Source organism: Aeromicrobium sp. YIM 150415 (assembly GCF_016918125.1).
Lineage (GTDB): Bacteria > Actinomycetota > Actinomycetes > Propionibacteriales > Nocardioidaceae > Aeromicrobium > Aeromicrobium piscarium.
In genome coordinates, this window is record NZ_JAERWM010000022.1 from 1 (window position 1) to 22,374 (window position 22,374).

Consider the following 22,374-nt stretch of genomic DNA (forward strand, 5'->3'; position numbering starts at 1 on the left):
CCGGCCCCCCCGCCCCCGCCTGGGGGGGGGGGGGGGGTGCCGGCGCCCCGCCCCCCCCCCCCCCGACCCGGTTCTCCCGCATCGGCGCCGGGATCCAGCAGAGCCCCAATGCCCTCCGGGTGCTGCGCGGCCTCGGCCTGGACGCACGACTCCGGGCGACGGCCTGCCAGCCCCGGGACTTCGTGCACCGCACCGCGGAGACCGGCGAGATCACCCATCGGATGCCCCTCGGCGCGGAGGCGGAGACACGCTACGGAGCGCCCTATCTGCTGCTCCATCGCGGCGACGTCCACGACACGCTCCGTACCGCGCTGTCCCGCACCCCGATCCGGCTGGGTAAACGACTCGTCGGCCTGCATCCCGGCGGCGCGGGCATCGAGCTGGCCTTCGCCGACGGATCCCGCGAGCACGCCGACGCGGTCATCGGCGCCGACGGCATCCACTCCACCGTGCGCGAACTGGTCGTCGGCCCCCAGGAACTCCGGTACTCCGGCCGGGTCGGCTACCGCGCCGCGTTCCCCGGCATCCCCGGCGAGGGCATCGACGACAACACCAAGTGGTGGGGCCAGGACCGGCACGTCATCGCGTATTACATCACCGCGGCACGCGACGAGCTCTACCTGATGGCCACCACCCCCGAACCCGACTTCGACGTGGAGTCGTGGTCCGCCCGCGGCGACCTCACGACCCTCCGGTCGGCCTTCGAGCACTTCCACCCGACCGTCCACCGGTTGATGGACGGCATCGGCGACCTGCACAAGTGGGCTCTCGCCGACCGCGATCCGCTCCCCCGCTGGAGTGATGGCGATGTCGTGGTGATGGGCGACGCGGCCCACCCGATGCTCCCGCACATGGGCCAGGGAGCGGCGATGGCCGTCGAGGACGCCGCGGTCCTGGTCCGCTGCCTCGACGAGGCCGGACCCGGCGACTGGGCCCGGGCCTTCCAACGCTTCCAGAGCACCCGGATGGAGCGCACCGCGCAGATGCAGTCTCTCTCCGCCGGGAACGCCTTCGCGCGGACGAACGAGAGCCCGGTCGACTGGCTCTACGGATACGACGCCACCACCACGCCGCTGGCACCGGCCCAGGAGGACCTCGCCCATGAGCCGACACGCTGAGATCGCCGGCGGAGGCATCGGCGGGCTCAGCCTCGCGACGATGCTCGCCACGAGCGGCTGGAGTGTCCGCGTGCACGAGCGCGCCCCGGAGATCCGCGAGGCCGGGACGGGGATCTTCCTGAAGAACAACGCGATCGAGGTCCTCGACGAGGCGGGCATGTTCGCGCGGATCGACGCGGAGGCCGTCGGGCTCCGGCGGAGCATCACGATGGCGCGGGACGGGCGGGTGCTCGGCACACGTCCGCTCAACGGATCGGGACGGCTCCTCGCCCTGCCGCGGCAGGCGCTCATCCAATCGCTCTACGACAGTGCCGTCGCCGCCGGGGCGGAGATCGTGCTCGATTCCACGGTCCGATCGGTCGATCCCGCCGGTGCGCTCGTGCTCGCCGGCGGCCGACGACTCGACGCCGACCTGGTCGTGGCGGCCGACGGCGTGCATTCCCGGCTACGCGACGGGCTCGGCATCGCGTCGACCGTGCGCCGGCTCCCCACGGTGATCCACCGCTACATGCTGCCGACCCGGGAGATCTCCACCAGCCCGGACATGATCGAGCACTGGTCCGGTCGCTATCGCGTCGCCACCGCACCGTGCCGCGAGGACCTCACCTATGCCTTCCAGGTCTTTCCCGAGAACGATCGCGGTGCCGCCGCCGCTCCCCGGGACATGTCGAGCTGGACGGCGGCCTTCCCCCGGCTCGGACGGCTCTTCGAGCTGATGGGCGAACAGGAGCCGATCACCTCCAACTACCTGGTCGCCCACGCCTCGAGCTGGCACCGTGGCCGGGCGGCGATCCTCGGCGACGCGGCACACGGCATGCCACCGACACTGGGCCAGGGGGCGGGGCTGACCGTCATGAACGCCCGGGCGCTGGTGGCCGTGGTGACCCAGGCGGCCTCGGTCGAGGATGCGCTGCCGGCCTGGGAGGCGGCCGTCCGCCCACTCGCCGACACGACCCAGCGCTGGGCGCGACGCTACGATCGCGTGACCCGGTCCTGGCCCCGCCCCGTGCGATTCCTGCGGCCGGGTGCGCTGTGGGCGATGCGCTCGGTGCCGCAGATCCGGGATCGGATGCTGATCGCGGACCGCGGCCTGGCGGCCACCACCCTCGACGTCACTCCGCTCTGATCCGGCCGCGGCTGCTCATCGCGCGGAGCAGCAGGGCGCGCAACAGCAGCATCGCGCCCGGTGACCGCGGCCTCCCGAGCCGCGGGCCAGCCATCCGATGAGGATCCCCGCCCCGATGCCGAGGAGGGCGGGCGCGGCCCGACGCGCGAGGACGGGCCCGATGAGAGCGAAGGCCGACATGGCGTCGGCCTGGGTGTCCTCCGCGGGACGATCACGACCCTGGTCCCCCGTTCCCGTCCCGGCACCGGAGCCAGCCGCCGCGGCAGCGGCTCGCGGCTGCTCGGCGGACCGGGGCCCGCCCCCCGTGCCCCGCTCACTGATCCTCTCCGCGAGCCGTTCGGCGAACTGGCCGATGATCCGGTTGCCGACCTCGGTGATGACGCCGCTGCCGAACTGAGCAGGCTTCCCGGTGATGTCGAGATCGGTATCGACCTGGACCTTCGTGGCATCGGCACCGGCCGGATGCAAGGTCGCCGTGACGGTGGCATTGGCCGTGCTGCCGCCACGCGCGTCCCGGCTGCGGGCATCGAGCACGATGCGGCGAGCGACCGGGTCTTTCTCCACGAAGGTCGCCGTCCCGCTGTAGGTGAAGCCGATCGGACCGACCTTGACCGAGACCGAGCCGTTCACGTCGTCGCCGGAGATCGACTCGACCGAGGCTCCGGGCAGGCACGAGGCGGTGGACTCGATGTCGAGCAGGGTGGTCCACGCCTCGTCGGGCGGCACGGGGACCGTGAAGGAGTGCGTGAGCTTCATCGGCGCGCCTCAGTCGTCGGCGACGACGATCGCCTGCACCGGGCACGTGCGCGCCGCGGCATCGACCGCCTCGCGCTGGTCCTCGGGCGGATGCTCGTCCAGCACCACGCCCAGCCCGTCGTCGTCGAGATCGAAGACCTCGGGGGCCTCGATCACGCAGTTGCCGTAGCCATTGCAGATTCCTCGGTCGAGGGTCACCTTCATCTCGCCGGTTCCTTTCGTCATCGAATCGGGTGGTGTGATCGGGGTGGTCATGCCGTCTCCGGCTGCGTCGTGGCGTACCACTCGGCGATCTCGTCGCTGGTCGCCAGCCAGACGTCGTCATGGCCGGCGATGTGCGCGAGCGCCTCCGCGAAGTGCTTGGCCCGGAAGGGCTGCCCGACGAGGAAGGGGTGGACGCCCACGCCCATGACCCGGGCGCTGTCGGCGCCTTCGGCATACAGCACGTCGAACTGGTCGACGATCGACTGCGCGAACTGCTCGCCGGTCTGGTGATGCAGAACGAAGGCCGGGATGTCGTTCACCTCGCTGCTATAGGGCACGGACAGCAGCCGCCCCTTCTCGACGTTCATGGCATAGGGCTGATCGTCGTTGGCCCAGTCCAGGGTGTAGTCGAAGCCGAGCTCGGCGAGCAGATCGACCGTCTGCGCGGTCGCCGTGAGCGCCGGCCCGAGCCAGCCCCGCGGGGTCCGTCCCACCGAGGTCTCGAAGCGACGCACGATCTCGCTGAGCCGCTCGCGCTCCTGCTCGCGGTCCATGCCGACATGCCACTCGGAATTGGAACGGCCGTGGGCGACGAAGGCCCATCCGCGCTCCTTGCCGTGCTCGACGATCTCCGGGTAGTGGTCGAAGACCTCGGTATTGGTGATGGCGCTCGGCGTGATGCCGTGCGCGGCGAAGATCTCCGAGAGCCGCCAGACCCCGACCCGGGGCCCGTAGTCGCGCCACCCGTGATTGAGCGGGTCGGGCACCAGCTCGCTGGTGAACGGCGCCAGGCTCATCGACGGGCTGCCGAACCGGTAGTACTCGACATTGAGTCCGAACCACACCGCCACCCGAGCGCCCCCGGGCAGGGACAGCGCGGGTCGCGAGATGATCGGCGAGTAGTCGTAGGGCTCACGCTGCATGGAATTCACCTTTCGTCGTCACCTTGACGTTCATGGCATCAACAGTCCGCCGTTGACGTGCACGGTCTGCCCCGTGATCGCGCGGGCCGCCGGAGATATCAGGTACACCGCCATATCGGCGCAGTCCTCGGGGCGGGGGATCTCCTTCAAGGGCATCGCGGCACGCACCTGCTCGACCCCCTCGTCGCCCCCGTTCATCGCCCGGAACCGCGGCGTGTCCGTGGGCCCCGGGGCGATGCAGTTGACCCGCACCCCGTACTCGGCCGCCGACGCCGCCAGCGAGCGCGTCAGCGAGATCACCCCGGCCTTGGCCGCCGCGTACCCGGCACGATCGACCGCCCCCATGAGCGCCTGTCCGCTGCTGGTCAGGACGATGGCCCCGGATCCCTGCGGACGCATGACGGCGAGCGCCTCGCGGGCCACCAGCCAGGCAGAAGTCAGGTTGAAGTCCAGCTCGCGCTGCCAGATCGCGTCGTCGATCTCCTCGACCGGCGCGAGATGCGCCCCGCCGACGGTCGTGATCACCCCGTCCAGGCGGCCCAGCCGATCCACCGTCGCCGCGACCGCGTCCCGCACGGAGGCGGCATCCGTCGCATCGCATCGCACGGCCGAGAGCCGATCGCTCTCGTCGATGACGGTTGTGTCGATATCGGCGATGACGACGCGGGCACCGTCCTCCACGGCGGCCCGAGCCGCCGCCAGGCCGATCCCGGACGCTCCTCCCACGACGAGGAGGCCGTGCCCTTCCAGTCCTCGTGATCTGCTCATCGGTCCTCGATCACATCAGGAAGGTGAGATTGCCCAGGGGCAGATCGCAGTTGGCCAGCCGGATCTCTTTCCTGAGGATCCGGAAGGAGTCGCCCTCGGGGCGCAGCACGTGCTCGACCAGGCCCGCGTAGAGGTTCTGGCGTCCGCGCCGTACCTCCGTGATGAGCATGCTCGACGCGACCCGCAGGCCCGCCTCGTGCTCCCCGGCGATGCGGACATTGCCGATCAGATGCACCGTGGTCGAGGCGGGCTCCTGCGAGTAGGCGAATCCGCTGCGCAGGCGGATGACTCGCTCGACCAGTCGGCGATGATCGTCGTAGACGATGCTGACCTTGTGCACGTGGTCGTTCGCCGACTGGGGGATCGAGTAGATCGCCGACTCGTCGTACAGCTCCAGCCAGCCCTCGAGATCGCCTTCGTCGAGGAGTGCCGCCTCGTGATAGAGGAATTCGGCGACGGTCGCGGTCATCTCCTGCAGATCCCTCTCCATCGCCGTCATGACGCCCCCATCGAGCGCTGCCACTGGCGGTAGAAGGCCCGCTGCGGGACCTCGTCATCGGCCCGTCCGACCACCCGCCCGTCGGGCATCTGCTCCTCGCGATGCAGGCCCCGGCTCATGATGAGCCAGTCGTGCTCGGTGGCCTGCATGCCGGCCGTGACCCGCTCGAAGGCGATCTCGACGTCATCGCTGCCGCCCATGCCCGCAGGACCGTAGAAGCCCTCGTGGACGCGCAGGATCTCGGCGTTGTACTCATCGGACTCCCCCTGGTGGAGCATCGGATAGAGCCGCACCTCCGTGCGGTTCGCCGAGAGCGGCAGCACGTGGCGCAGCTGCGCCCCCACGAAGCACAGATTCGGGAAGACGATGAGGTTGAAGGGCAGGTCGCCCAGCTGTCCCTGGTTGTTGCCCGTCTTCGGGTCACCGAATTCGTGCACCGAATGGCCGTTGCCGAGGTCGATGGTGCGCCATTCGTCGTTGGTGAGGATATTGCGGACGATCGGCGGCACCTGGCCGACGCGATCGGCCAGCACCTCCAGGAAGCTCCGATGGACGAAGCCGAAGTGATAGTTGTCGATGGTGTTCTCGACCTGGAGCTTCCAGTTGCCGTCGTAGCCGATGTGGTGATAGCCGGCATCGATGCGGATCCCCTCGGGACCCTGTTGGGCGATCAGGTCCAGGTAGGGCGCGGCGTGACCGAGGAACTCGGCCAGCGAAGGGCCCTCGGCGGCGAAGCTGGCGAAGATGAAGCCGGCGTGGCTCTCGACCCTCGGCAGCCGGATCAGGCCGAGGGAGGACTTGTCCAGATCCTCATAGGCCTGGTCATAGGTCACGCCGCGCAGCTCGCCGGTGTTCGAGTAGGTCCAGCCGTGATAGGCGCAGCGGAAGAAGTTCGCATTCCCCTCGTCGGCCTGGCAGACCGTCGCTCCGCGGTGGCGGCACCGATTGAGCATCACCGAGATCTCGCCCGTGTCACCGCCCCGCGAGACGATCACCGGCTGCAGCCCGGCGCGGGTGGTGATGTAGTCGCCGGGATTGCGCAGTTGGCTCTCATGGGCCACGTACAGCCAGCCGGTGCGGAAGACCCGCTCCAGTTCGGCCGCGAACACCGCCTGGCTGGTGTACACCGAGCCGTGGATCCGCCAGTCGTCGGTGATCAGCTCGCCGGGTTCCAGGTCCGTCGCACTCATCGGTCTCTCCTTCGGTCGCTCCGCCACATGTCAGTCCTTCGAGGTCGCCTGCTCGAGCGGGCCGAGATCCACGAGGTCGTCGATGCTCACATCGCCGGGGACCTCGTCGACATCTTGCAGGCTCTCCGTGCCTTGACGTAGATAATCCATATCAGTGGTCAGCGCGTCGACGTCCTCGCCCGCGCCGTTCTGCAGCGCGTGGACGAGCGCCTCGTCGACGTCGATGTCGATGGCCTCGGGCGTGAAGGCGGCGGCGGGCGCGTACTCCTCGACGATCGCCTTCGCCTCGTCGGGATTCTCCGCCGCGTCCTCCCAGCCGGCTTTGAGACCGCGGAGCAGGCAGGCGACGACATCGGCGTTGTCGTCCAGGTAGGAGTTGTTCACATAGACGCCGTCCTCGGGCAGGTCGGCGCCGAAGTCGATCGGGTTCAGCACGTTCACGTCATCGGGGTAGTTCACGCCCTGCTCTTCCAGCATCGCGATATGCGCATAGGTGCGCAGCGGGAACACATCGACCTTCTTGGCGATGAAATCTGACACGTCGAAGGCGATCTGCTCGATCTGGATCTCGTCGTGCGGGATTCCGGCCTCGCCGGCCATCACCCGGATGGGCGGGGCGAGGTTGCCAGCCTGCTGGACGCCGATGGTGGTGCCCCGCAGGTCCTCCGGGGTCGACAGCGGGACTTCCTTCCAGCTGATGTAGCGCAACGGGATCTGCTGGGAGATCTGCGCGACGAGCGAGATCTCCGCTCCGTTGGACACCGCGTTCAACGCGTCGCCCAAGGGCAGCTCGGCCACGTCGACATTGGCCTGCGCCACCTGAAGAGCGGGGTTGACAGTCGGACCGCCTTCCTTCATCTCCACGTCGATGCCCTGATCCTCGAAGTACCCCTTGTCGTAGGCGTAGAGGAATCCGGTCTGCTGAGGGTTGGGCACGAAACTGAGCTGATAGCTCAGCTGGCCACCCTCACAGCTTCCGTCGCCGGAGGCGCCGGCCGCATTCGCATCGTCATTTCCCCCGCCGCAGGCCGCCAGCGACGCCGCCACTGCGACGGCCGCCAGGCCCGGTACCAACTTCCGATAGTTCTTCATGAGAGTGATCTCCTTGTGTGGGATGTGTCGACGGGACTCAGCGCCGGAAGGCCCAGGGCGTGAGGAGGCGTTCGATGAGGAGCAGTGATGAATAGCTGATGACGCCCAGGAGCGCGAGGATCACCACGGCAGCCCACGCCTCGGGGGCGTTGAAGGCCTGGAGGGCATCGTGGATGTGATAGCCGAGCCCGTCGGCCGAGCGGAGGATCTCGCAGACGACCACGCCGATCAGCGCGAGCACGACCGAGTACCTCAGCGAGGTGAAGACGAAGCTGAGGGCGAGGGGAAGCCGGAAGAGACGGAACACCTGCCAGCCGGATGTGTCATAGGACTTCGCGAGTTCCAGCACCGTCGGGTCCACCGCGTTGAGGCCGCGCAAGGCGTAGGTCAGCATCTGAGGGAAGACCATCACCACGACCGTCCCTACCTTGAACCACATGCTCGAGCCCATCCACAGGGCGACGATCGGGGCGATCGCGACGACGGGAAGGGCCTGGAACGACCCGAAGAAGCCGCCGAGCCGCCGCATCAGGTCCGGCGGCAGGGTCAGGAGCAACAGCGCGAGGCCGAAACCGAGCGCGTTGCCCAGCATCCAGCCGAGGATCACGGCCCGTCCCGTCTCGGAGAACGCCCCCCACAGCGCGGTGCTGCCCTCGGCGGCGGCGGTCACGATGGAGCTCGGACGCGGGATGGCGAACTCCTCCACGGAGAACACCGCATTGAAGAAGCCTGCCTGCCACAAGCCGAGGAAGATGGCCAGGATGATCACCGGGGCGGCGATATTGCGGACGCGTTCGGTCGTCATTGTCAGTTCCCCTCCGTCTTCGCCAGCTGCCACGGCGCGACCAGGCGTTCGAGCAAGGTGACCCCCAGCGTCAGCAGGAAGCCGAGCGCGAGCAGGATCAGCATCGCCGCCCACACGATCATCGATCCGTTCGAACCGATCGTGATCGCCGCGACCATGATGTAGCCCAGGCCCGACTGGGCTCCGGCGAAGTCCACCAGGACCGAGCCCACGATGCTGAGCGGAGCGGCGACTCGCAGGCCGGTGAACAGCATGGGCACCGCGGAGGGCAGCTGCACGCGGCGCAGCAGATCCACTCTGCTCGCGTTGTAGGAGGCCGCCAGCTCGTAGGCCTCGGGCCGGACGGTCTTCATGCCTCGAGCCACCGCCACGGTGACCGAGAAGAAGGTGATGAACGCCGAGATGAAGATGCGGACGAGGTCGTCGTTACGGAAGATGTTCTGCATGACCGGGACGAGCGCGATCATCGGCACCATCTGTGCCGCCAGCAGCAACGGAATGAATCCCGCCTCCATCCAGGTCGCCTGCGCCACGATGACCGCGAACAGCGCACCGACCAGTGAGCCGATGACGAAGCCGATCAAGGCCTGCTGCAGGGTCAGCCAAGAGGCCTCGACCAATGCCTCGCGCTGCTCGATGATGAGCTCGACCAGCTGGTGGGGGAATGGCAACTTGGCTTGGGCCAGCGGATCGTCCCCGGACTGGACGACCGCCGCGAGCGCCGACCAGACCAAGAGGACGCCGATCACGCCGGCGACCAGACGCGCTACCTTGATGCTCACGGCTGTTCCTGACTGAACAGCAGATGCCGGATCGACGAGATGATCTCGCCGTAGCGCGGGATCTCTCTCGTCTCCTCGGTGCGCGGCCGTTCGAGGTCGACGTCGATGACCTTCAGCACGCGGCCCGGGCGGGCGCTCATGACCACGATGCGGTCCGAGAGCAGCACGGCCTCCGAGATCGAGTGGGTGATGAAGACGACCGTCGACTTCGCGCTCTTGGCCCAGATCGAGAGCAGCTCGGTCTGCATCCGCTCACGGGTCATCATGTCGAGGGCGCCGAAGGGCTCGTCCATGAGCAGCAGCGGCGGCTCGAAGGTCAGTGCCCTGGCGATGGCCACGCGCTGCTGCATGCCTCCCGAGAGCTGCCAGGGGTAGCGCTTGGCGAAGTCCTTGAGCCCGACGAGCTCGATGAGCTCCTGGGCGCGCTCGCGGCGCCGGGCCTTGGGCCATCGCATGATCTGCAGCGGGAGCATGACGTTCTCTTCGACGGTGCGCCAGTCGAAGAGCACCGGCGATTGGAAGACGATGCCGAAGTCGCGCAGCCGGCGCCGGTCATCGGGGGTGACGTTGCCGATCTCGAGGCTCCCCTCGGTGGGCTCCTGGAGCCCGGCGATGAGGCGCATCATCGTCGACTTCCCGCAGCCCGAGGGACCCAGCAGCGAGACGAAGCTTCCTTCCTCCACGTCGATGCTGACATCGTCGAGGGCGGTCACCTGGATCGAGCCGTGGCCGAAGGTCTTGGTCACGTGGCGGGCGGTGATGGTGGCGGGGCCGGCGGCGGACGCGGCTTCGAGCGACCGCGGTCTGACGCCTCGGCGCCCTCCGGGACGTCCTGTGCTCAGGGTGGCTTCAGCCATGCGGGGACAACCTCCTCGGGTCGCTGATTTTGGCAACTGTATTCAGTCGACAGTATCTCTGTCAATGGCTCGGCGGGCGGTTTTCGCGGGGTTTCTGCTTCGGAGTTTCCGGGACGTGCCTCAGGACGGGTCGACCGGCGGTCCACTCCATCGCCTGATGATGTCCACGTGGATGCCGAACTGATCCAGGGTCTTGACGACGGTGTGGTCGATCAGGTCGTCGATGGTCTGCGGGTCATGGTAGAAACCCGGCACCGGCGGGAGGATGACGCCGCCGGCATTCGTCACATCGGTCATCATCCGCAGATGCCCGGCGTGCAGGGGTGTCTCACGCACCAGCATCACGAGCCGCCGTCGCTCCTTGAGGCAGACATCGGCGGCCCGGACGATGAGATTGTCGTTGAGCGAGTTGGCGACCGCGGCCATCGTCTTGATCGAGCAGGGCGCGATGACCATGCCATCGGTCACGAAGGTGCCGCTCGCGATCGATGCGGCGAGATTGCGCTCGTCGTGGACCACATGGGCGAGCTCGGCGACCTCGGCGGGGTCGCGCCCCATCTCGATCTCGATGGTGGCCCTGGCCCCTTTGGACATCACGAGATGGACCTCGTGATCGGTGTGGGCCCGCAGCACCTCCATCAGGCGCACGCCGTAGTGCGGGCCGCTCGAGCCGCTCAGACCGACGACGATCCTGCGCGGTGAGTCCGGTGCGGTCATGTTCTTCCTCCTTGGACGATGGCCGCGCGCAGCTCCCGCCAACGCGCCGTGGTGGCCTCGGGTTCGGTCAGTTGGAAGGTCACGCCGGACTCCAGCACCGCATAGGGCGCTCGGTCGGAGGTGACCCGGGTGATCGTGGCATCGAATCTGCGTAAGGTGCCGCTGAGCGGCGTGACGACGGTGCCGGCATCGGCGATCTCCGCGAAGAGACACCAGCTCGTGCCCTCGTCGACGAGCGCCAGCGTGGCCCGGGGCCGCTCGGCGAGGTTGCGGGCCGCCGTCGATGTCGGCCAGACCGCGAGGGCCAGCCGCTCGTCGTCCACGGCGACGACCTCCCCGCAGCTCAGCATCGCCTGATGCGGATAGTCGTCGGAGGAGATCGTCAGCAACAGGATGGTCAGCCCCTCACAGAGGGGGGCATGGGGGCCGAGCACGTCGCCCAGCCGGTCCGGCAGCCGCGGCTCCCGCTCGGTGCTCATGCCGCCACCGCCTGAGAAAAAGCAGCATAGGCGATGACCGGCATGAGATACCCCATCGTTCGCTCGCTCCGCTCGCTCACAGCGAGGCCCGAGCCGTCGACGGCCACATCCCCAGCCAGTCGCGTAGGCGGCCGTGTGCCACCAACGGCTGGTGCTGAAGGGCCGTCGTGGTGCCAGAGCCCGTCAGGAGCATGACCGTCCGCAGCTCCGCGGTGAATTCCTCGATCCAGGTGTCGAGCTGCTGCTCGCCCTCCACCGCGGCCGCGAGGAGCGGCCGGGCCACCCCGGCGGCGGTCGCCCCGAGGGCGATCGCCTTCGCGGCGTCGAGCCCGCCGCGCACCCCGCCCGTGGCGATGACCGGCAGACCGACCGGTGCCGTGGCCGCCACCGTCGCCGCCGTGGGAATCCCCCACTCCCCCAGCGCCATGCCGAGGGCATAGGACGCATGGTCGCCCTGCTGACGAGCGCGCAGGCGTTCGACGATCGCGAAACTCGTCCCTCCGGCTCCGCCCACGTCGAGGGCGGCGACCCCGAGATCCCGCAGCCGCTCGGCGGTGCGCCGCGACATGCCGGCCCCGGTCTCCTTGACGACGATCGGCACCTCCAAGGCCGAGGCGACCGCGCCGATCGCCTCGGCGCACCCCTTGGTGTGGGCATCGCCCTCGGGTTGCACCGATTCCTCGAGGAAGTTGAGGTGGATGGCTAGGGCGTCGGCGCCCACCATGTCGACGGCCCGTCGCAGGTCGTCGATCGAGAGCGCCGGCGCCTCCCCCTGACCGATCAGCTGCGCGGCGCCGATATTGCCGATGACCGGCGCGGTCGGGGCACACTCGCGCACGATGGCGTAGCTGTCGACGAGCGAGGGATCGGCGAGCGCGGCTCGCTGACTCCCCACTCCCATCGCCAGCCCGTGGCGCTCGGCGGCCCGGGCCAAGGTCGCGTTGACCTCGACCGCGCCGGCGTGGCCGCCGGTCATCGCGGCGATGACCAGCGGCGCACGCAGGCGCCGGCCGAACAGGTCGACACTGAGGTCGACCTCGGCCACGTCGAGTTCGGGCAGCGCCTCATGCACCAGGTCCAGCTCATCCCATCCCGGCCCGGATATGCGCTCGACCTCGGCGTGCAACGCCAGATCCATGTGCTCTGCTTTACGACTCATGACGTGGCCTCCGTCACTCAGCGAGGAGTGTTGCCGAAGAACTGCTCGAGGTCGACATTGCGCCAGACCGCTTCGGGCACGTCGGCCACCTCCTGGAAGGGGAGGCCGACGGGCTTGGTCGCGTCGATGATCCACTTGGCGTTCAACGCGCCGTTCTTCGTGTCGTCCTCGATCGAGTACGCCGTCGGGTCCAGCTCGACGGTGTACGTCTCCGGGATGATGATCACGTCCTTGTCGGCGCGCACCCGGGTGGCGACCGCCCACATCACGCGCATCTCGTCATAGGGGTCGATGTCGTCGTCCACCACGATGCACAGCTTGACGAAGGGGTCGGCTCCCAGCGCCGTCAGTGCCGCGTTGCGGGCCTGGCCGTCGTACTCCTTCTTGATGGAGACATAGGCCGCGAACCGGCAGCAGGCCGAGAACGGCAGGGAGACCGCCTGAACGGTGGGCACCACGGCGCGAAGCTTGGACAGGATGCCCGCCTCGCGACCGACCATGCCGATCAGGTTGTGCTCGGGATGGGCATTGAACACGTCCTGGTAGATGGCATCGGAGCGACGGGTGATCGCGGTGATCTCGACGACATTGGCATCGTGCGCAGGACCCATGTACCAGGAGAACTCGCCGAAGGGGCCTTCCCACTCGCGGCGGTTCGGCAGCATCTTGCCCTCGATGACGATCTCGGCGTCCGCCGGGACGTTCATGTTCAAGGTCTCGGCCGGGACCATCCGCATGGCCTCGCCGGCCAGGCCGCCGGCCACGTGGATCTCGTCGTCATCGAGCCCGCCGCGGAACTGCGAGGCCATGTACATGGTCGGGTAGTGACCGATGACGATGGCGATCTCCAGCGGCTCGTCGCGCTGCTCCATCTTGTTGTGCAGGTGCCAGATGTGGGAGTACTGGCCGGGGTCGAGGCGCATCTCATTGGGGCCGATGATCTGGATCCGGTAGATGCCGGCGTTGTAGACACCGGTGTCGGGGTCCTTGACCATCGTGACGCCCGAGGAGATGTACTCGCCGTGCTCGCCGCCGTCACCCTCGCAGTGCACGATATTGGCGATCGTGGTGACGTCGATGTCGTCACCGGTCTGGATGACCTCCTTGACCGGGCCCGTCTCGACGATCTCCGGCGGGATCTGCTGACCCTGCTTCTGCTCGTAGGCGGCCGTCAGGCCATCGTTGTCGGTGTCGAACAGCAACGCGAGGCGCTCACGGCTACCGAGAGCGTTGCCGAGCACCCGCAGGTCGTTGCCCTTGACGTTGTCGAACATGACCATCGGGAAGCGGCCCTCGTCCTGCAGCTTGCGCAGCACGCCGGTGAGCTCGTACTCGGGGTCGACTTCGTGCTCCGTCCTCAGATAGGACGACGGGTGGTACTTCTCCACCTGCTCGATGAAAGTCCTCAGATCTTTGGGCATATCCTGCTCCTCGTTGGTAATGACTGACCGTCGGTCATTACACTGTATTCACTATTCACTTGATGCACAACCGGGTGGGCGCGAGGAAAACCCGCTGCGCCTGCGACACTGGCAGGATGCCGCCGGACGATGATCGTGTCCGGCGGAGGAGGAATGAGGACGACCCATGACCATGACCCGCACGAGCCGGACCCGATCGGCCGACAGCCGGCGCGCGAGCATCCTCGACGCGACCCAACGGCTCATCTCCGATCGCGGCGCCGCCGAGCTGACGGTCGAGGACATCACCTCCGCGGCGGGGATCGCGAAGGGGACCTTCTACCTCTACTTCAAGACCAAGCACGACGTCCTCGCGGCGCTGCGCGACCGGCTGACCGCCGAGATCCTCGCCGACCACGAGGCGCGACTCGAGGAGCTGCCCGCCACCGACCATGCCGGCCGGCTGACGAACTGGCTCGAACAGGCGGTCCAGGGCAGGGTCGGACGCGCCAACCTGCACGACGCGCTGTTCCACGAGGGGCCAGGCAGCCACGGGGACGGACAGGACGCCGACAGCCACATCGCGATGCTGGCGCTCCTGATCGCCGAGGGAGCCGAGGCGGGAGACTTCGACGTCGAGGATCCCGAACTGCTCGCCGCCCTGCTCTACCACGCCATGCACGGCGCGGCGCACCGCGTGATCCACCGCCCGGACGACGAGGTCGACACCCTCGTCCACGCCGTACAGGAGCTGGCGCTGCGCGCCGTGCTCCCCCGCGACGCCCCGCGAGACCAGCCCTAGACGGGGCTCACGCCTCGCGGCCGTGCACCGGCCTGGCGTTCTCCGGCGGTGTTCCGGCCTCGTCGACGGTGTGGCCGCTGCAGGCCGTCTTGGTGACACTGGCCCGCTCGATACGCGACACGGTGAACCATCGCATCGCGTCGCGCAGCCGGCACCATCCGACGAGGTACCACTGGTCGCTCGTGGAGGCGAACAGCACGGGCTCGACCTCGCGGGTCGTCGTGATGCCCCCTCGCGAGATGTAGCGAAGGCGGATCACCCGCTGCTCGGCCATCGCCTCCTCCAAGGCCGAGCGGATGACGCGCGAAGAAAAGGGAGGCGCGTCGACCCAGACGCGGTGGGCCAACTCGTCGGCACGCGCTCGGGTCCGGGGATCGAGGACATCCATGATCTTGCGGATGCCCGCCGTCGCCAGATCCGCGAAGGGAGCATCGGATGCGGCCGACACGGCCGCCATGAGCGCCACGGCCTGCCCCGGAGAGAGGCTGACCGGCGGCAGGGACGCGCTCGTCGCCAGTCCGTATCCACCGCCCGGGCCGGGGCGGGACCAGATCGGCAAGCCGCTGGCCTCCAGCGCGTCCAGATCTCGCTTGACGGTGCGCACGGAGACCTCGAAGTCCCTCGCCAGCCGTTCGGCGGAGACTCCCCGCGCGCCGCTGCGTCGCAGCGTCTCGGAGAGGGCATGGAGCCGTTCGGCTCGCTTCACAGGTCGGTTCCCGGCGATTTCACGACATAAATGGTGACACACTCGTGTCCATCGACCCCGTGAGAGTGGGGACATGACCACCGATACGAACAGCCCGATCATCGTTCTCGTCGCCGGCCACTGGCTGGGCGCCTGGGCATGGGACGACGTCCTCGAACATCTGGAGACCGACCGCGCGCGTGCGGTCGCCGTCACGCTGCCCGGCCTCGACGGCGACGATCCCGCGCGTTCGACCAGGACCCTCGACGACCAAGCCGAGGCGATCGACGACCTTCTCACTCGACTCGATGTCTCCGAGGAGCAGCCTGCGACGCTCGTCGCTCACAGCGGGGCGAACGCTCCCGTCAGCATGGCCCTCGATCGCCATCCCGAGCTCGTGCACCGGGTGGTGTGGGTCGACTCCGGCCCGATGGCGAACAGGAGCGCCTTCGCCCCGGGCTTCCCCGAGGAGGAGCTTCCGCTGCCACCCTTCGAGGTCCTCGCACAGCAGGCGAGCCTCGACGGCCTGAGCACCGATGTCCTCGAGCGGTTCCGCTCCAGGGCCGTACCCGAGCCCGGCCCCGTGCTCCGCCAGCCGGTCGAGCTCGCCAATGACGCCCGCACCGCGGTCCCGACGACCCTGGTGTGCTGCTCGATCCCGAGCTCGCAGGTGCTGGATATGGCCCGAGAAGGGCATCCCCTGTTCGCCGAGGTCGCGAACCTCGAGACCCTCGACGTCGTCGACCTCCCGACCGGCCACTGGCCGATGTGGAGCCGCGCACGCGACCTCGCCGAGGTCATCCGGTCAGCGGCATCGCGAACCAGCTGAACCGCACAGAGAACCCCGAAGGGGGCCAGCCGTTTCCGGCGGCCCCCTTCCGTCGCCGAGGCGGTTCCAGGTCTCTACGGCAGCTCGCCGGCCGGTTCCTCCGGGCCGATATCGCTGCTCCACCCCACATTGCTGGGGTCCAGGAAGGGAGCGAGGTCGCCGTGTTCCAGCCAGGTGAGGGTCGCGAGCTCCAGCGGATCGAGGAAGATCACCCGTCCGTTCTGCCGGTTCTCCACCCTGAGCCGCGGCCCATTGGCCGTCAGATCGCGGGACACCCGCACGGAGGCGAACTCGCTGGTGAGCTCCACGTCCTCGTATCCCTCGTCGACCTGTTCCTGTGCCATGGTCATGATGCTAAGCCGTCCTCTTCACTCGTTGCGGTCCCCGCCTCGGCGAGGAGGCCCAGCACGCGACTCGGCGTCAGGGGACACTGCCGGACCACGACCCCGAGATCGCCCAGGGCGTCCTCGACCGCATTGGCGATCGCCGCCGGCGGGCCGATCGCTCCTCCTTCACCGAGGCCCTTCACGCCCAGGCCGTTCAACGAGCTCGGCGTGTCGACATGAGCGATGCGCACATCGACCGGCGCCTCGCTCGCCGTGGGGATCAGATAGTCCAGGAAGCTGCCCGTGGTGAGCTGCCCCTGGTCGTCGTAGGCCAGCTCCTCGTAGAGCGCGCCGCCGATCCCCTGCATGACCCCGCCGAGGATCTGACCCTCGACGACGATCGGGTTGACGATGCGCCCGCAGTCGTGGGCGATCACGAAGCGGCGAAGATCGATCGCCCCCGTGACGGTGTCCACCTCGACCACGGCCACGTGCACGCCGGCGGCATAGGTGACCGGCCCCGGCACGTGTGCCGACTCCACGTGCATCCGCGGGCCGAGACCGGACGGACGGCGCGGATGGAAGGGTGACAGCAGCGCGAGCACCTCGCCCACTCCGGCACGATGATCCGTGCCCCGCACCGTCACCTCCCCGCGATCGAGTTCGAGATCCGCAGGGTCGGCCTCCAGCAGGTGGCCGGCCAGCTCCAGGATCTGGCCGCGCAGCTCGCGGCCCGCCCGGGCCGCGGCATTGCCGGCGACGACCAGGCTCCGGCTCGCGATGGTGCCGAAGCCCGTCGCGATCGCCGCCGTGTCGCCGCCGACGACCTCGACGGAGGAGATGTCCACGCCGATCGCGTCGGCGGCGATCTGGGCGAAGGTGGTCCGGTGTGACTGCCCCTGCGAGGCCGCACCGGTCGCCACGCGGATGACGCCGTCCGGGCCCGCGCTCACGGCCGCCGCCTCGAAGGGACCGACGCCGGTGCCTTCGATATAGGCCGCGTAGCCGATCCCGACCCGGCGGCGATCGGTCTGTCGCGAGCGCGCCTCGTCCTCGTCGACGAGAGCCCTCGCCTGGGCCAGCAGCTCCGGATAGTCGCCGGAGTCGTAGACCTGCGGATGTCCGTCGCGATAGATCAACCCGGTCGTATAGGGCATCTGCTCGGGGCCGATGAGATTGCGGCGCCGCAGCTCCGCCGGATCGAGGTCGAGGCCGCGGGCCAGGCGGTCCATCGCCCGTTCCATCGCGAACACCGCTTCGGGGCGCCCTGCCCCGCGATAGGGAGCGACCACGCCGGTGTTGGTCACCACCGCGCGCAGAGAGATCTCCGCATTCGGCACCACATAGGGGCCGAGCAGGTGGGCGATCGAGTTGTACGGCACCACCAGTCCGAGCGTGTGGAACGCCCCGCAGTTGTGCACGATGCGATCGCGCACGCCCAGCAGCCGGCCGTCCGCGTCTGCCGCGAGCTGGATGTGATGCACCTGTTCGCGACCGTGGGTCGTGGCGGCCAGGTGCTCGCTGCGGTCCTCGATCCACTTGACACCGTGCCGGAGCCGCCGGGCGGCGAAGGGCACCAGCAGGTCCTCGGGGTAGATCGACCCCTTCACGCCGAAACCGCCGCCCACGTCGGGTGCCAGGCAGCGGATCTTGTCCGCCGGATGGTCGAGGGCGCCGGCCAGGAAGTCACGCAGCTGGTGCGGGACCTGGGTCGACGCACGTACCGTGAGCGCGTCGTCCGGGTCGATCGTCGCGAGGACCCCGCGGGTCTCGATGGGCGAGCCGATATAGCGATGCGAGCGGAAGGTCTCCTCGACCACGACGGTCGCCCGCTCGAAGGCGTCCGCGACATCGCCGACGCCGACGTCGACCGACATCGCGATGTTGTCGTCCCAGTCGGGCTCCACCAGCACATCGGTCCTCGCCGCCGCCTCCTCCGGATCGATCAGGGCCGGCAGCGGGGTCAGCTCGACGTCGATGACTTCCAGCGCGTCCTCGGCCTCGTAGCGGCTGTGGGCGATCACCATGACGTACGGCTGTCCGACATAGGTGAGCCGATCGGCCGGCAGGGCGGGCATCGGATGCACGCGTGACGCGACGGAGCCGGTCCGCGTGATCGACTCGGGAATGATCCGCGCGATACCGAAGACCATCGGATCGAGATGCTCGGCGAGATCCCGCCCGTCGTAGACGGCGACCACCCCGGGCATCGCGCGAGCGAAGCCGGTGTCGATGCGATCGATCCGGGCATGCGCCTGCTCGCTGCGCAGGAAGGCCACCTCATAGGCGCCGTCGGCGCTCAGATCGTCGACATAGGATCCCCGCCCGCGCAGCAGCCGGTCGTCCTCGACCCGCGGCAGCGCCTGCCCGATGTAACCCTGCTCAGTCGAGGTCGCCATCGGACGTCACCTCCCCGGCGGCACCCGCCTGGTCGCGGGCCGCGTGCGCGGCCTCCACGATTCCCCGGTACCCGGTGCACCGGCACAGGTGACCCGAGAGGGCGTCGAGGAGGTCCTCGTCGCTCACGGCCGGATCCTGCTCGAGCGTCGCGACGGTCGACATCACGAAACCGGGTGTGCAGAAGCCGCATTGCAGACCGTGGGCCTCGGCGAAGGCCCGCTGAACCGGATGCAGCTCGGTGTCCGAGGGCGCCAGTCCCTCGATCGTGCGGACCCGCGCTCCGTCGGCCTGGGCCGCGAAGATCAGGCAGGAGCGTTGCGCGAGACCGTCGACCAGCACGGTGCATGCCCCGCAGACCCCGTGCTCGCACCCGACATGGGTGCCGGTGAGCCGCAATCGGTGCCGCAGGAAATCGCTCAACAGCAACCGGGGCTCGACCTCGGCCGAGACCCGTTCTCCGTTGACGTCGAGTTCCACCACGATCCCGCCATGGGCCGTCTCATGCCGACTGGTCATTGTTCCTCCACACCGACTGGACGGCTTCGACCGCCAACTCGCCCGCGACCTGGCGGCGGTAGGCCGCGCTGGCGCGGTTGTCGTCCATCGGGTCGATCATGTTCTGCACCTCGTTCACGATCTGCGCCGGATCCGCCGGCTGCTCGTCGATCAGCCGGCGGCAGATCTCGGGAAAGGCACGGGCCTTGTCCGCCACGCCGAGCAGGACCAGCCGCAGACCCTCGAGGGCGCCGGACGGGGCGCGCCGGGCCACCGCGGCGGCGCCGACCAGGGCGAAGTCACCGTGCTTGCGGGCGACCTCGGTGAAGCGGTGCCGCTCCCCCGGGCTCCCGGCCGGGAAGCGCACCTCGGTGACCAGCTCGCCCGGGCGCAACGAGGTCTCGTAGTAGGAGACGAAGAAGTCCTCGGCCGCCACCTCGCGCCGGCCGTCGGCGCCCTCGACCACCAGCCGGGCACCGAGGGCGAGGGCGACCGCGGGCAGTTCCGCGGACGGATCGTGATGGGCGAGGCTGCCGCAGACGGTGCCGCGGTGACGGATCTGCGGATGTCCCACCTGGCGCAGCGCCTGGGTCAACAGCGGCCAGTGCCGTGCGACCCGCGGGTCGGCCAGTACCCGTGACTGGGTGGCACCGGCGCCGATGACCAGCTCACCGGAGTCGTCGACCTCCACCCGGTGGAGTTGCTCGACGCGCCGCAGGTCGACCAGGGATGCCGGGCTCGCGATCCGGAAGTTCATGAGCGGGACCAGGGACTGCCCGCCGGCGATGACCCGTGCATCGGGCTCGGCCAGCAGCCCGATGACCTCGGTCAGCTCCTCGGGCGCGTGATAGTCGAACCGGGCCGGCTTCATCGCCCGGCTCCCTCCGCCTGCGGCGCGGGCTGGGCCAGCAGCTGCCGGCGCAGCTGCACCATCGCCTTCGGCACGCCATAGGTCAGGCCGCCGACGAGCCGGTCGCCGAGATAGCTGGCCGAGGCGAAGCGCATCTCGGCGTGCAGGCCTTCGATCAGCTCGCGGCGGTCGCCCGCCCACGGCAGTCCCACGGCCTGCAACCGCCGGCCGCAGTGATCGGACCAGAAGCTGGGGACCGCGACATAGGCCGCTGCGGCCTGAGGGCCGTGCAGGAGTCGGCGGGCCGCGGCGACCCCCTGCTCGACCGCATTCGACCAGTGCTCGATCCGCAGCAGCCGGTCGCTGAACATCCCGTGGGGCCAGCGGGCCACGTCTCCCGCGGCCACCACGGTGTCGATCGGCTGCCCGTCCACGAGCACGGCACAGGTCTCGTCGCACAGCACGCCGTCGCTCAGGTCGAGTCCGCTGCCGGACAGCCATTCCACATTGGGCAGGCTGCCGATCGCGACGAGGGCGACGTCATAGTCGACGGTCGAGCCGTCGTCGAGTCGCGCCGCACCGGGCCGGTTCTCGACGATCGTGCGGCCGATCAGGCGGCGTACGCCCAGTTCGTCGAGGAGGTTGTCGCAGACGCCCGAGACATCCTCGCCCGCGATCGCCAGGGGCGGATCGAGGCTCACCATCGTCACCTCGCAGCCGAGCCCGGTCGCCGAGCTGGCCACCTCGACGCCGATGAAGCCGGCGCCGACGATGAGCAGGCGGACACCGGGGCGCAGGGCGGCCCGCAGGGCGATCGCGTCGTCGATGGTCCGCAGCTGGTGGCAGGTCTCCTGGTCCACGGTGAATCCGGGCAGGGGGCGAGGCCGGACGCCGGTGGCGATCGCCAGTCCGTCATAGGACAGCGGTTCGTCGCCGACGACGACCTGTTGCGCACCGATGTCCAGCGAGGTGGCCTTCTCGCCCAGCCGCCAGGTGATCGCGAGATCGTCCGCGACGGGCAGGTCCAGATCCGTGTCCTGTTTGGCCCCGGAGAGGATCTCCTTGGACAGCGGCGGCCGGTCATAGGGGCGATGCCTCTCCTCGCCCACCACGATCAGCTCGCCGGTGAATCCGTCACCGCGGAGGGTGCGGACGATACTCATCCCGGCGAGCGAGGCCCCGACCACGACGATGCGCTTCATATGACTACTCCCAGCATGTGAAATACTGTATTCAGTTGACAGATTCCTGGCAACCCTCACCGCTCGCTCGCAGACGCTCGGGCAGATCATCGCCCCCGCGGGTGCGGCGCAGGCCCCGCACCCCCAGCCCGCCATCGCTCTCGATCACGGTGCCGGTCATCGCCGAAGCCTGAGATCGCGAGCCCGCGAGCACATAGGCGGCGGCGTGATCGGCCGGCTCGGCGAAGATCGCCAGCGGGGTCGTGCTCGCCACCGCCGACGCCTTGTCCGATGGATCGATGTGGGCCGGCGTCCGCGGGCCCTTGGCGGCCTCGCCGAGCACCTCGGGCCGGGAGATATCGGTGCGGGTCGCCCCCGGAGCCACGGCGTTGACCCGGACATGGGGGGCGAACTCGTGGGCCAGCTGACGCATGGCACCGAGCGCGGCATGCTTGCTGGCGATATAGAGGACACCTCCCCCGTCGGGCCAGAACGAGGAGTTCGACAAGGTCACCACGATCGAGCCCCGGGTCCGGACCAGCTCGGGCAGCGCCGCCTTGGCTCCCACGATCAGTGCCTTGACGTTGATGTCCATGACCTGGGCGAAAGCGGCGTCGATCGTCGACGGATCCAGATCGGCCACCTCGGCGAAGCCGTCGCCCACGCCCGCATTGGCGACGAGGACGTCCAGCCGGCCGTAGACCTCGACGGCGGTGCGGACCGCCGCCCGGTTCTGCTCGAAATCGCGGACATCGGTGATCACCGTGGCGACGCTGTCACCGTGGCGGTCCTTCACCTCGGCGAGCCCCTCGGGGCTGATGTCCGCGACGACGACTCTCGCCCCCTCCTCCACGTAACGATCGACCACCGCGCGGCCGATACCGGAGGCACCGCCGGTCACCAGGGCGACATCGCCCTCGAGCCACCTCAC

General features: G+C 69.1%; 25 protein-coding genes. 4 read left to right on the forward strand and 21 right to left on the reverse strand.

Annotated features, from left to right (window positions below; all coding sequences use genetic code 11):
- The first annotated feature begins 92 nt into the window (after positions 1 to 92).
- Together JL108_RS13625 and JL108_RS13630 are read left to right on the forward strand one after the other, a co-directional pair.
- Entirely contained in the window at positions 93 to 1,118 is a 1,026-nt protein-coding gene (locus JL108_RS13625; RefSeq protein WP_307837279.1) for an FAD-dependent monooxygenase, read from the forward strand.
- Entirely contained in the window at positions 1,102 to 2,244 is a 1,143-nt protein-coding gene (locus tag JL108_RS13630) for an NAD(P)/FAD-dependent oxidoreductase (protein ID WP_205198786.1), read from the forward strand. The genes JL108_RS13625 and JL108_RS13630 overlap by 17 nt, the downstream gene beginning before the upstream one ends.
- A gap of 15 nt (positions 2,245 to 2,259) precedes the next feature.
- Here JL108_RS13630 and JL108_RS13635 read toward each other — a convergent pair whose 3' ends face one another.
- The 14 genes from JL108_RS13635 to JL108_RS13700 form a co-directional block, all read right to left on the reverse strand.
- Positions 2,260 to 3,000, reverse strand: a complete 741-nt coding sequence (locus tag JL108_RS13635; protein ID WP_205198787.1) for an SRPBCC family protein — start codon at positions 2,998 to 3,000, stop codon at positions 2,260 to 2,262.
- 9 nt (positions 3,001 to 3,009) lie between these two features.
- Positions 3,010 to 3,255 (reverse strand): ferredoxin, encoded by a 246-nt coding sequence (locus JL108_RS13640; RefSeq protein ID WP_240191084.1) that lies wholly within the window; start codon positions 3,253 to 3,255, stop codon positions 3,010 to 3,012.
- Complete coding sequence (locus tag JL108_RS13645; protein WP_205198788.1) at positions 3,252 to 4,127, reverse strand: polysaccharide deacetylase family protein; 876 nt, start codon at positions 4,125 to 4,127, stop codon at positions 3,252 to 3,254. The genes JL108_RS13640 and JL108_RS13645 overlap by 4 nt, the downstream gene beginning before the upstream one ends.
- A gap of 30 nt (positions 4,128 to 4,157) precedes the next feature.
- Positions 4,158 to 4,895 (reverse strand): SDR family NAD(P)-dependent oxidoreductase, encoded by a 738-nt coding sequence (locus JL108_RS13650; protein ID WP_205198789.1) that lies wholly within the window; start codon positions 4,893 to 4,895, stop codon positions 4,158 to 4,160.
- A gap of 10 nt (positions 4,896 to 4,905) precedes the next feature.
- Positions 4,906 to 5,394, reverse strand: coding sequence for an aromatic-ring-hydroxylating dioxygenase subunit beta (locus JL108_RS13655; protein WP_205198790.1), 489 nt, complete (start codon positions 5,392 to 5,394; stop codon positions 4,906 to 4,908).
- Positions 5,391 to 6,584, reverse strand: coding sequence for a Rieske 2Fe-2S domain-containing protein (locus JL108_RS13660; protein WP_205198791.1), 1,194 nt, complete (start codon positions 6,582 to 6,584; stop codon positions 5,391 to 5,393). Before JL108_RS13660 ends, JL108_RS13655 begins: the two co-directional genes overlap by 4 nt.
- A gap of 30 nt (positions 6,585 to 6,614) precedes the next feature.
- Positions 6,615 to 7,676 carry an ABC transporter substrate-binding protein gene (locus JL108_RS13665; protein ID WP_205198792.1) on the reverse strand — a complete coding sequence of 354 codons (1,062 nt, stop codon included), beginning with the start codon at positions 7,674 to 7,676 and terminating at the stop codon, positions 6,615 to 6,617.
- Positions 7,677 to 7,713: 37 nt separating this feature from the next.
- Positions 7,714 to 8,481, reverse strand: coding sequence for an ABC transporter permease (locus JL108_RS13670; protein ID WP_205198793.1), 768 nt, complete (start codon positions 8,479 to 8,481; stop codon positions 7,714 to 7,716).
- 2 nt (positions 8,482 to 8,483) lie between these two features.
- Positions 8,484 to 9,263, reverse strand: coding sequence for an ABC transporter permease (locus tag JL108_RS13675; RefSeq protein ID WP_205198794.1), 780 nt, complete (start codon positions 9,261 to 9,263; stop codon positions 8,484 to 8,486).
- Positions 9,260 to 10,120 (reverse strand): ABC transporter ATP-binding protein, encoded by an 861-nt coding sequence (locus tag JL108_RS13680; RefSeq protein WP_205198795.1) that lies wholly within the window; start codon positions 10,118 to 10,120, stop codon positions 9,260 to 9,262. Before JL108_RS13680 ends, JL108_RS13675 begins: the two co-directional genes overlap by 4 nt.
- Before the next feature lie 120 nt (positions 10,121 to 10,240).
- Positions 10,241 to 10,837, reverse strand: a complete 597-nt coding sequence (locus tag JL108_RS13685) for a UbiX family flavin prenyltransferase (RefSeq protein ID WP_205198796.1) — start codon at positions 10,835 to 10,837, stop codon at positions 10,241 to 10,243.
- Positions 10,834 to 11,316 carry a hypothetical protein gene (locus tag JL108_RS13690; protein ID WP_205198797.1) on the reverse strand — a complete coding sequence of 161 codons (483 nt, stop codon included), beginning with the start codon at positions 11,314 to 11,316 and terminating at the stop codon, positions 10,834 to 10,836. The genes JL108_RS13685 and JL108_RS13690 overlap by 4 nt, the downstream gene beginning before the upstream one ends.
- 76 nt (positions 11,317 to 11,392) lie before the next feature.
- Positions 11,393 to 12,475 (reverse strand): type 2 isopentenyl-diphosphate Delta-isomerase, encoded by a 1,083-nt coding sequence (fni, locus tag JL108_RS13695; RefSeq protein WP_205198798.1) that lies wholly within the window; start codon positions 12,473 to 12,475, stop codon positions 11,393 to 11,395.
- Positions 12,476 to 12,492: 17 nt separating this feature from the next.
- Positions 12,493 to 13,896 carry a UbiD family decarboxylase gene (locus JL108_RS13700; RefSeq protein ID WP_205198799.1) on the reverse strand — a complete coding sequence of 468 codons (1,404 nt, stop codon included), beginning with the start codon at positions 13,894 to 13,896 and terminating at the stop codon, positions 12,493 to 12,495.
- A gap of 166 nt (positions 13,897 to 14,062) precedes the next feature.
- On the opposite strand from JL108_RS13700, the gene JL108_RS13705 reads away from it, so the two are divergent.
- The gene (locus tag JL108_RS13705) at positions 14,063 to 14,677 is read left to right on the forward strand and encodes a TetR/AcrR family transcriptional regulator (protein ID WP_205198800.1); all 615 of its coding nucleotides are present in this window, start codon (positions 14,063 to 14,065) and stop codon (positions 14,675 to 14,677) included.
- Positions 14,678 to 14,684: 7 nt separating this feature from the next.
- Here JL108_RS13705 and JL108_RS13710 read toward each other — a convergent pair whose 3' ends face one another.
- Complete coding sequence (locus tag JL108_RS13710) at positions 14,685 to 15,383, reverse strand: YafY family protein (RefSeq protein ID WP_205198801.1); 699 nt, start codon at positions 15,381 to 15,383, stop codon at positions 14,685 to 14,687.
- Positions 15,384 to 15,456: 73 nt separating this feature from the next.
- On the opposite strand from JL108_RS13710, the gene JL108_RS13715 reads away from it, so the two are divergent.
- Entirely contained in the window at positions 15,457 to 16,191 is a 735-nt protein-coding gene (locus JL108_RS13715; RefSeq protein WP_205198802.1) for an alpha/beta fold hydrolase, read from the forward strand.
- Between the two features lie 74 nt (positions 16,192 to 16,265).
- Here JL108_RS13715 and JL108_RS13720 read toward each other — a convergent pair whose 3' ends face one another.
- From JL108_RS13720 to JL108_RS13745, 6 genes are read right to left on the reverse strand one after another with little or no spacing between them, the layout of a single operon-like run.
- Positions 16,266 to 16,535 (reverse strand): hypothetical protein, encoded by a 270-nt coding sequence (locus JL108_RS13720; RefSeq protein WP_205198803.1) that lies wholly within the window; start codon positions 16,533 to 16,535, stop codon positions 16,266 to 16,268.
- A gap of 2 nt (positions 16,536 to 16,537) precedes the next feature.
- Positions 16,538 to 18,916, reverse strand: a complete 2,379-nt coding sequence (locus JL108_RS13725; protein WP_205198804.1) for a xanthine dehydrogenase family protein molybdopterin-binding subunit — start codon at positions 18,914 to 18,916, stop codon at positions 16,538 to 16,540.
- Positions 18,900 to 19,433, reverse strand: coding sequence for a (2Fe-2S)-binding protein (locus JL108_RS13730; protein WP_205198805.1), 534 nt, complete (start codon positions 19,431 to 19,433; stop codon positions 18,900 to 18,902). The genes JL108_RS13725 and JL108_RS13730 overlap by 17 nt, the downstream gene beginning before the upstream one ends.
- Positions 19,417 to 20,283, reverse strand: a complete 867-nt coding sequence (locus JL108_RS13735) for a xanthine dehydrogenase family protein subunit M (RefSeq protein ID WP_205198806.1) — start codon at positions 20,281 to 20,283, stop codon at positions 19,417 to 19,419. The genes JL108_RS13730 and JL108_RS13735 overlap by 17 nt, the downstream gene beginning before the upstream one ends.
- Entirely contained in the window at positions 20,280 to 21,464 is a 1,185-nt protein-coding gene (locus JL108_RS13740) for an NAD(P)/FAD-dependent oxidoreductase (RefSeq protein ID WP_205198807.1), read from the reverse strand. Before JL108_RS13740 ends, JL108_RS13735 begins: the two co-directional genes overlap by 4 nt.
- Positions 21,465 to 21,495: 31 nt before the next feature.
- Entirely contained in the window at positions 21,496 to 22,374 is an 879-nt protein-coding gene (locus JL108_RS13745) for an SDR family NAD(P)-dependent oxidoreductase (protein ID WP_205198808.1), read from the reverse strand.

Bases quoted from the DNA above. Each gene is read 5' to 3' on its own strand.
- JL108_RS13660 (WP_205198791.1), bottom strand. From the start codon at position 6,584: ATGAGTGCGACGGACCTGGAACCCGGCGAGCTGATCACCGACGACTGG.
- JL108_RS13655 (WP_205198790.1), bottom strand. From the start codon at position 5,394: ATGACGGCGATGGAGAGGGATCTGCAGGAGATGACCGCGACCGTCGCC.
- JL108_RS13700 (WP_205198799.1), bottom strand. From the start codon at position 13,896: ATGCCCAAAGATCTGAGGACTTTCATCGAGCAGGTGGAGAAGTACCAC.
- JL108_RS13645 (WP_205198788.1), bottom strand. From the start codon at position 4,127: ATGCAGCGTGAGCCCTACGACTACTCGCCGATCATCTCGCGACCCGCG.
- JL108_RS13730 (WP_205198805.1), bottom strand. From the start codon at position 19,433: ATGACCAGTCGGCATGAGACGGCCCATGGCGGGATCGTGGTGGAACTC.
- fni (WP_205198798.1), bottom strand. From the start codon at position 12,475: ATGAGTCGTAAAGCAGAGCACATGGATCTGGCGTTGCACGCCGAGGTC.
- JL108_RS13635 (WP_205198787.1), bottom strand. From the start codon at position 3,000: ATGAAGCTCACGCACTCCTTCACGGTCCCCGTGCCGCCCGACGAGGCG.
- JL108_RS13740 (WP_205198807.1), bottom strand. From the start codon at position 21,464: ATGAAGCGCATCGTCGTGGTCGGGGCCTCGCTCGCCGGGATGAGTATC.
- JL108_RS13715 (WP_205198802.1), top strand. From the start codon at position 15,457: ATGACCACCGATACGAACAGCCCGATCATCGTTCTCGTCGCCGGCCAC.
- JL108_RS13720 (WP_205198803.1), bottom strand. From the start codon at position 16,535: ATGGCACAGGAACAGGTCGACGAGGGATACGAGGACGTGGAGCTCACC.
- JL108_RS13630 (WP_205198786.1), top strand. From the start codon at position 1,102: ATGAGCCGACACGCTGAGATCGCCGGCGGAGGCATCGGCGGGCTCAGC.
- JL108_RS13680 (WP_205198795.1), bottom strand. From the start codon at position 10,120: ATGGCTGAAGCCACCCTGAGCACAGGACGTCCCGGAGGGCGCCGAGGC.
- JL108_RS13685 (WP_205198796.1), bottom strand. From the start codon at position 10,837: ATGACCGCACCGGACTCACCGCGCAGGATCGTCGTCGGTCTGAGCGGC.
- JL108_RS13650 (WP_205198789.1), bottom strand. From the start codon at position 4,895: ATGAGCAGATCACGAGGACTGGAAGGGCACGGCCTCCTCGTCGTGGGA.
- JL108_RS13690 (WP_205198797.1), bottom strand. From the start codon at position 11,316: ATGAGCACCGAGCGGGAGCCGCGGCTGCCGGACCGGCTGGGCGACGTG.
- JL108_RS13725 (WP_205198804.1), bottom strand. From the start codon at position 18,916: ATGGCGACCTCGACTGAGCAGGGTTACATCGGGCAGGCGCTGCCGCGG.
- JL108_RS13640 (WP_240191084.1), bottom strand. From the start codon at position 3,255: ATGACCACCCCGATCACACCACCCGATTCGATGACGAAAGGAACCGGC.
- JL108_RS13670 (WP_205198793.1), bottom strand. From the start codon at position 8,481: ATGACGACCGAACGCGTCCGCAATATCGCCGCCCCGGTGATCATCCTG.
- JL108_RS13665 (WP_205198792.1), bottom strand. From the start codon at position 7,676: ATGAAGAACTATCGGAAGTTGGTACCGGGCCTGGCGGCCGTCGCAGTG.
- JL108_RS13735 (WP_205198806.1), bottom strand. From the start codon at position 20,283: ATGAAGCCGGCCCGGTTCGACTATCACGCGCCCGAGGAGCTGACCGAG.
- JL108_RS13705 (WP_205198800.1), top strand. From the start codon at position 14,063: ATGACCATGACCCGCACGAGCCGGACCCGATCGGCCGACAGCCGGCGC.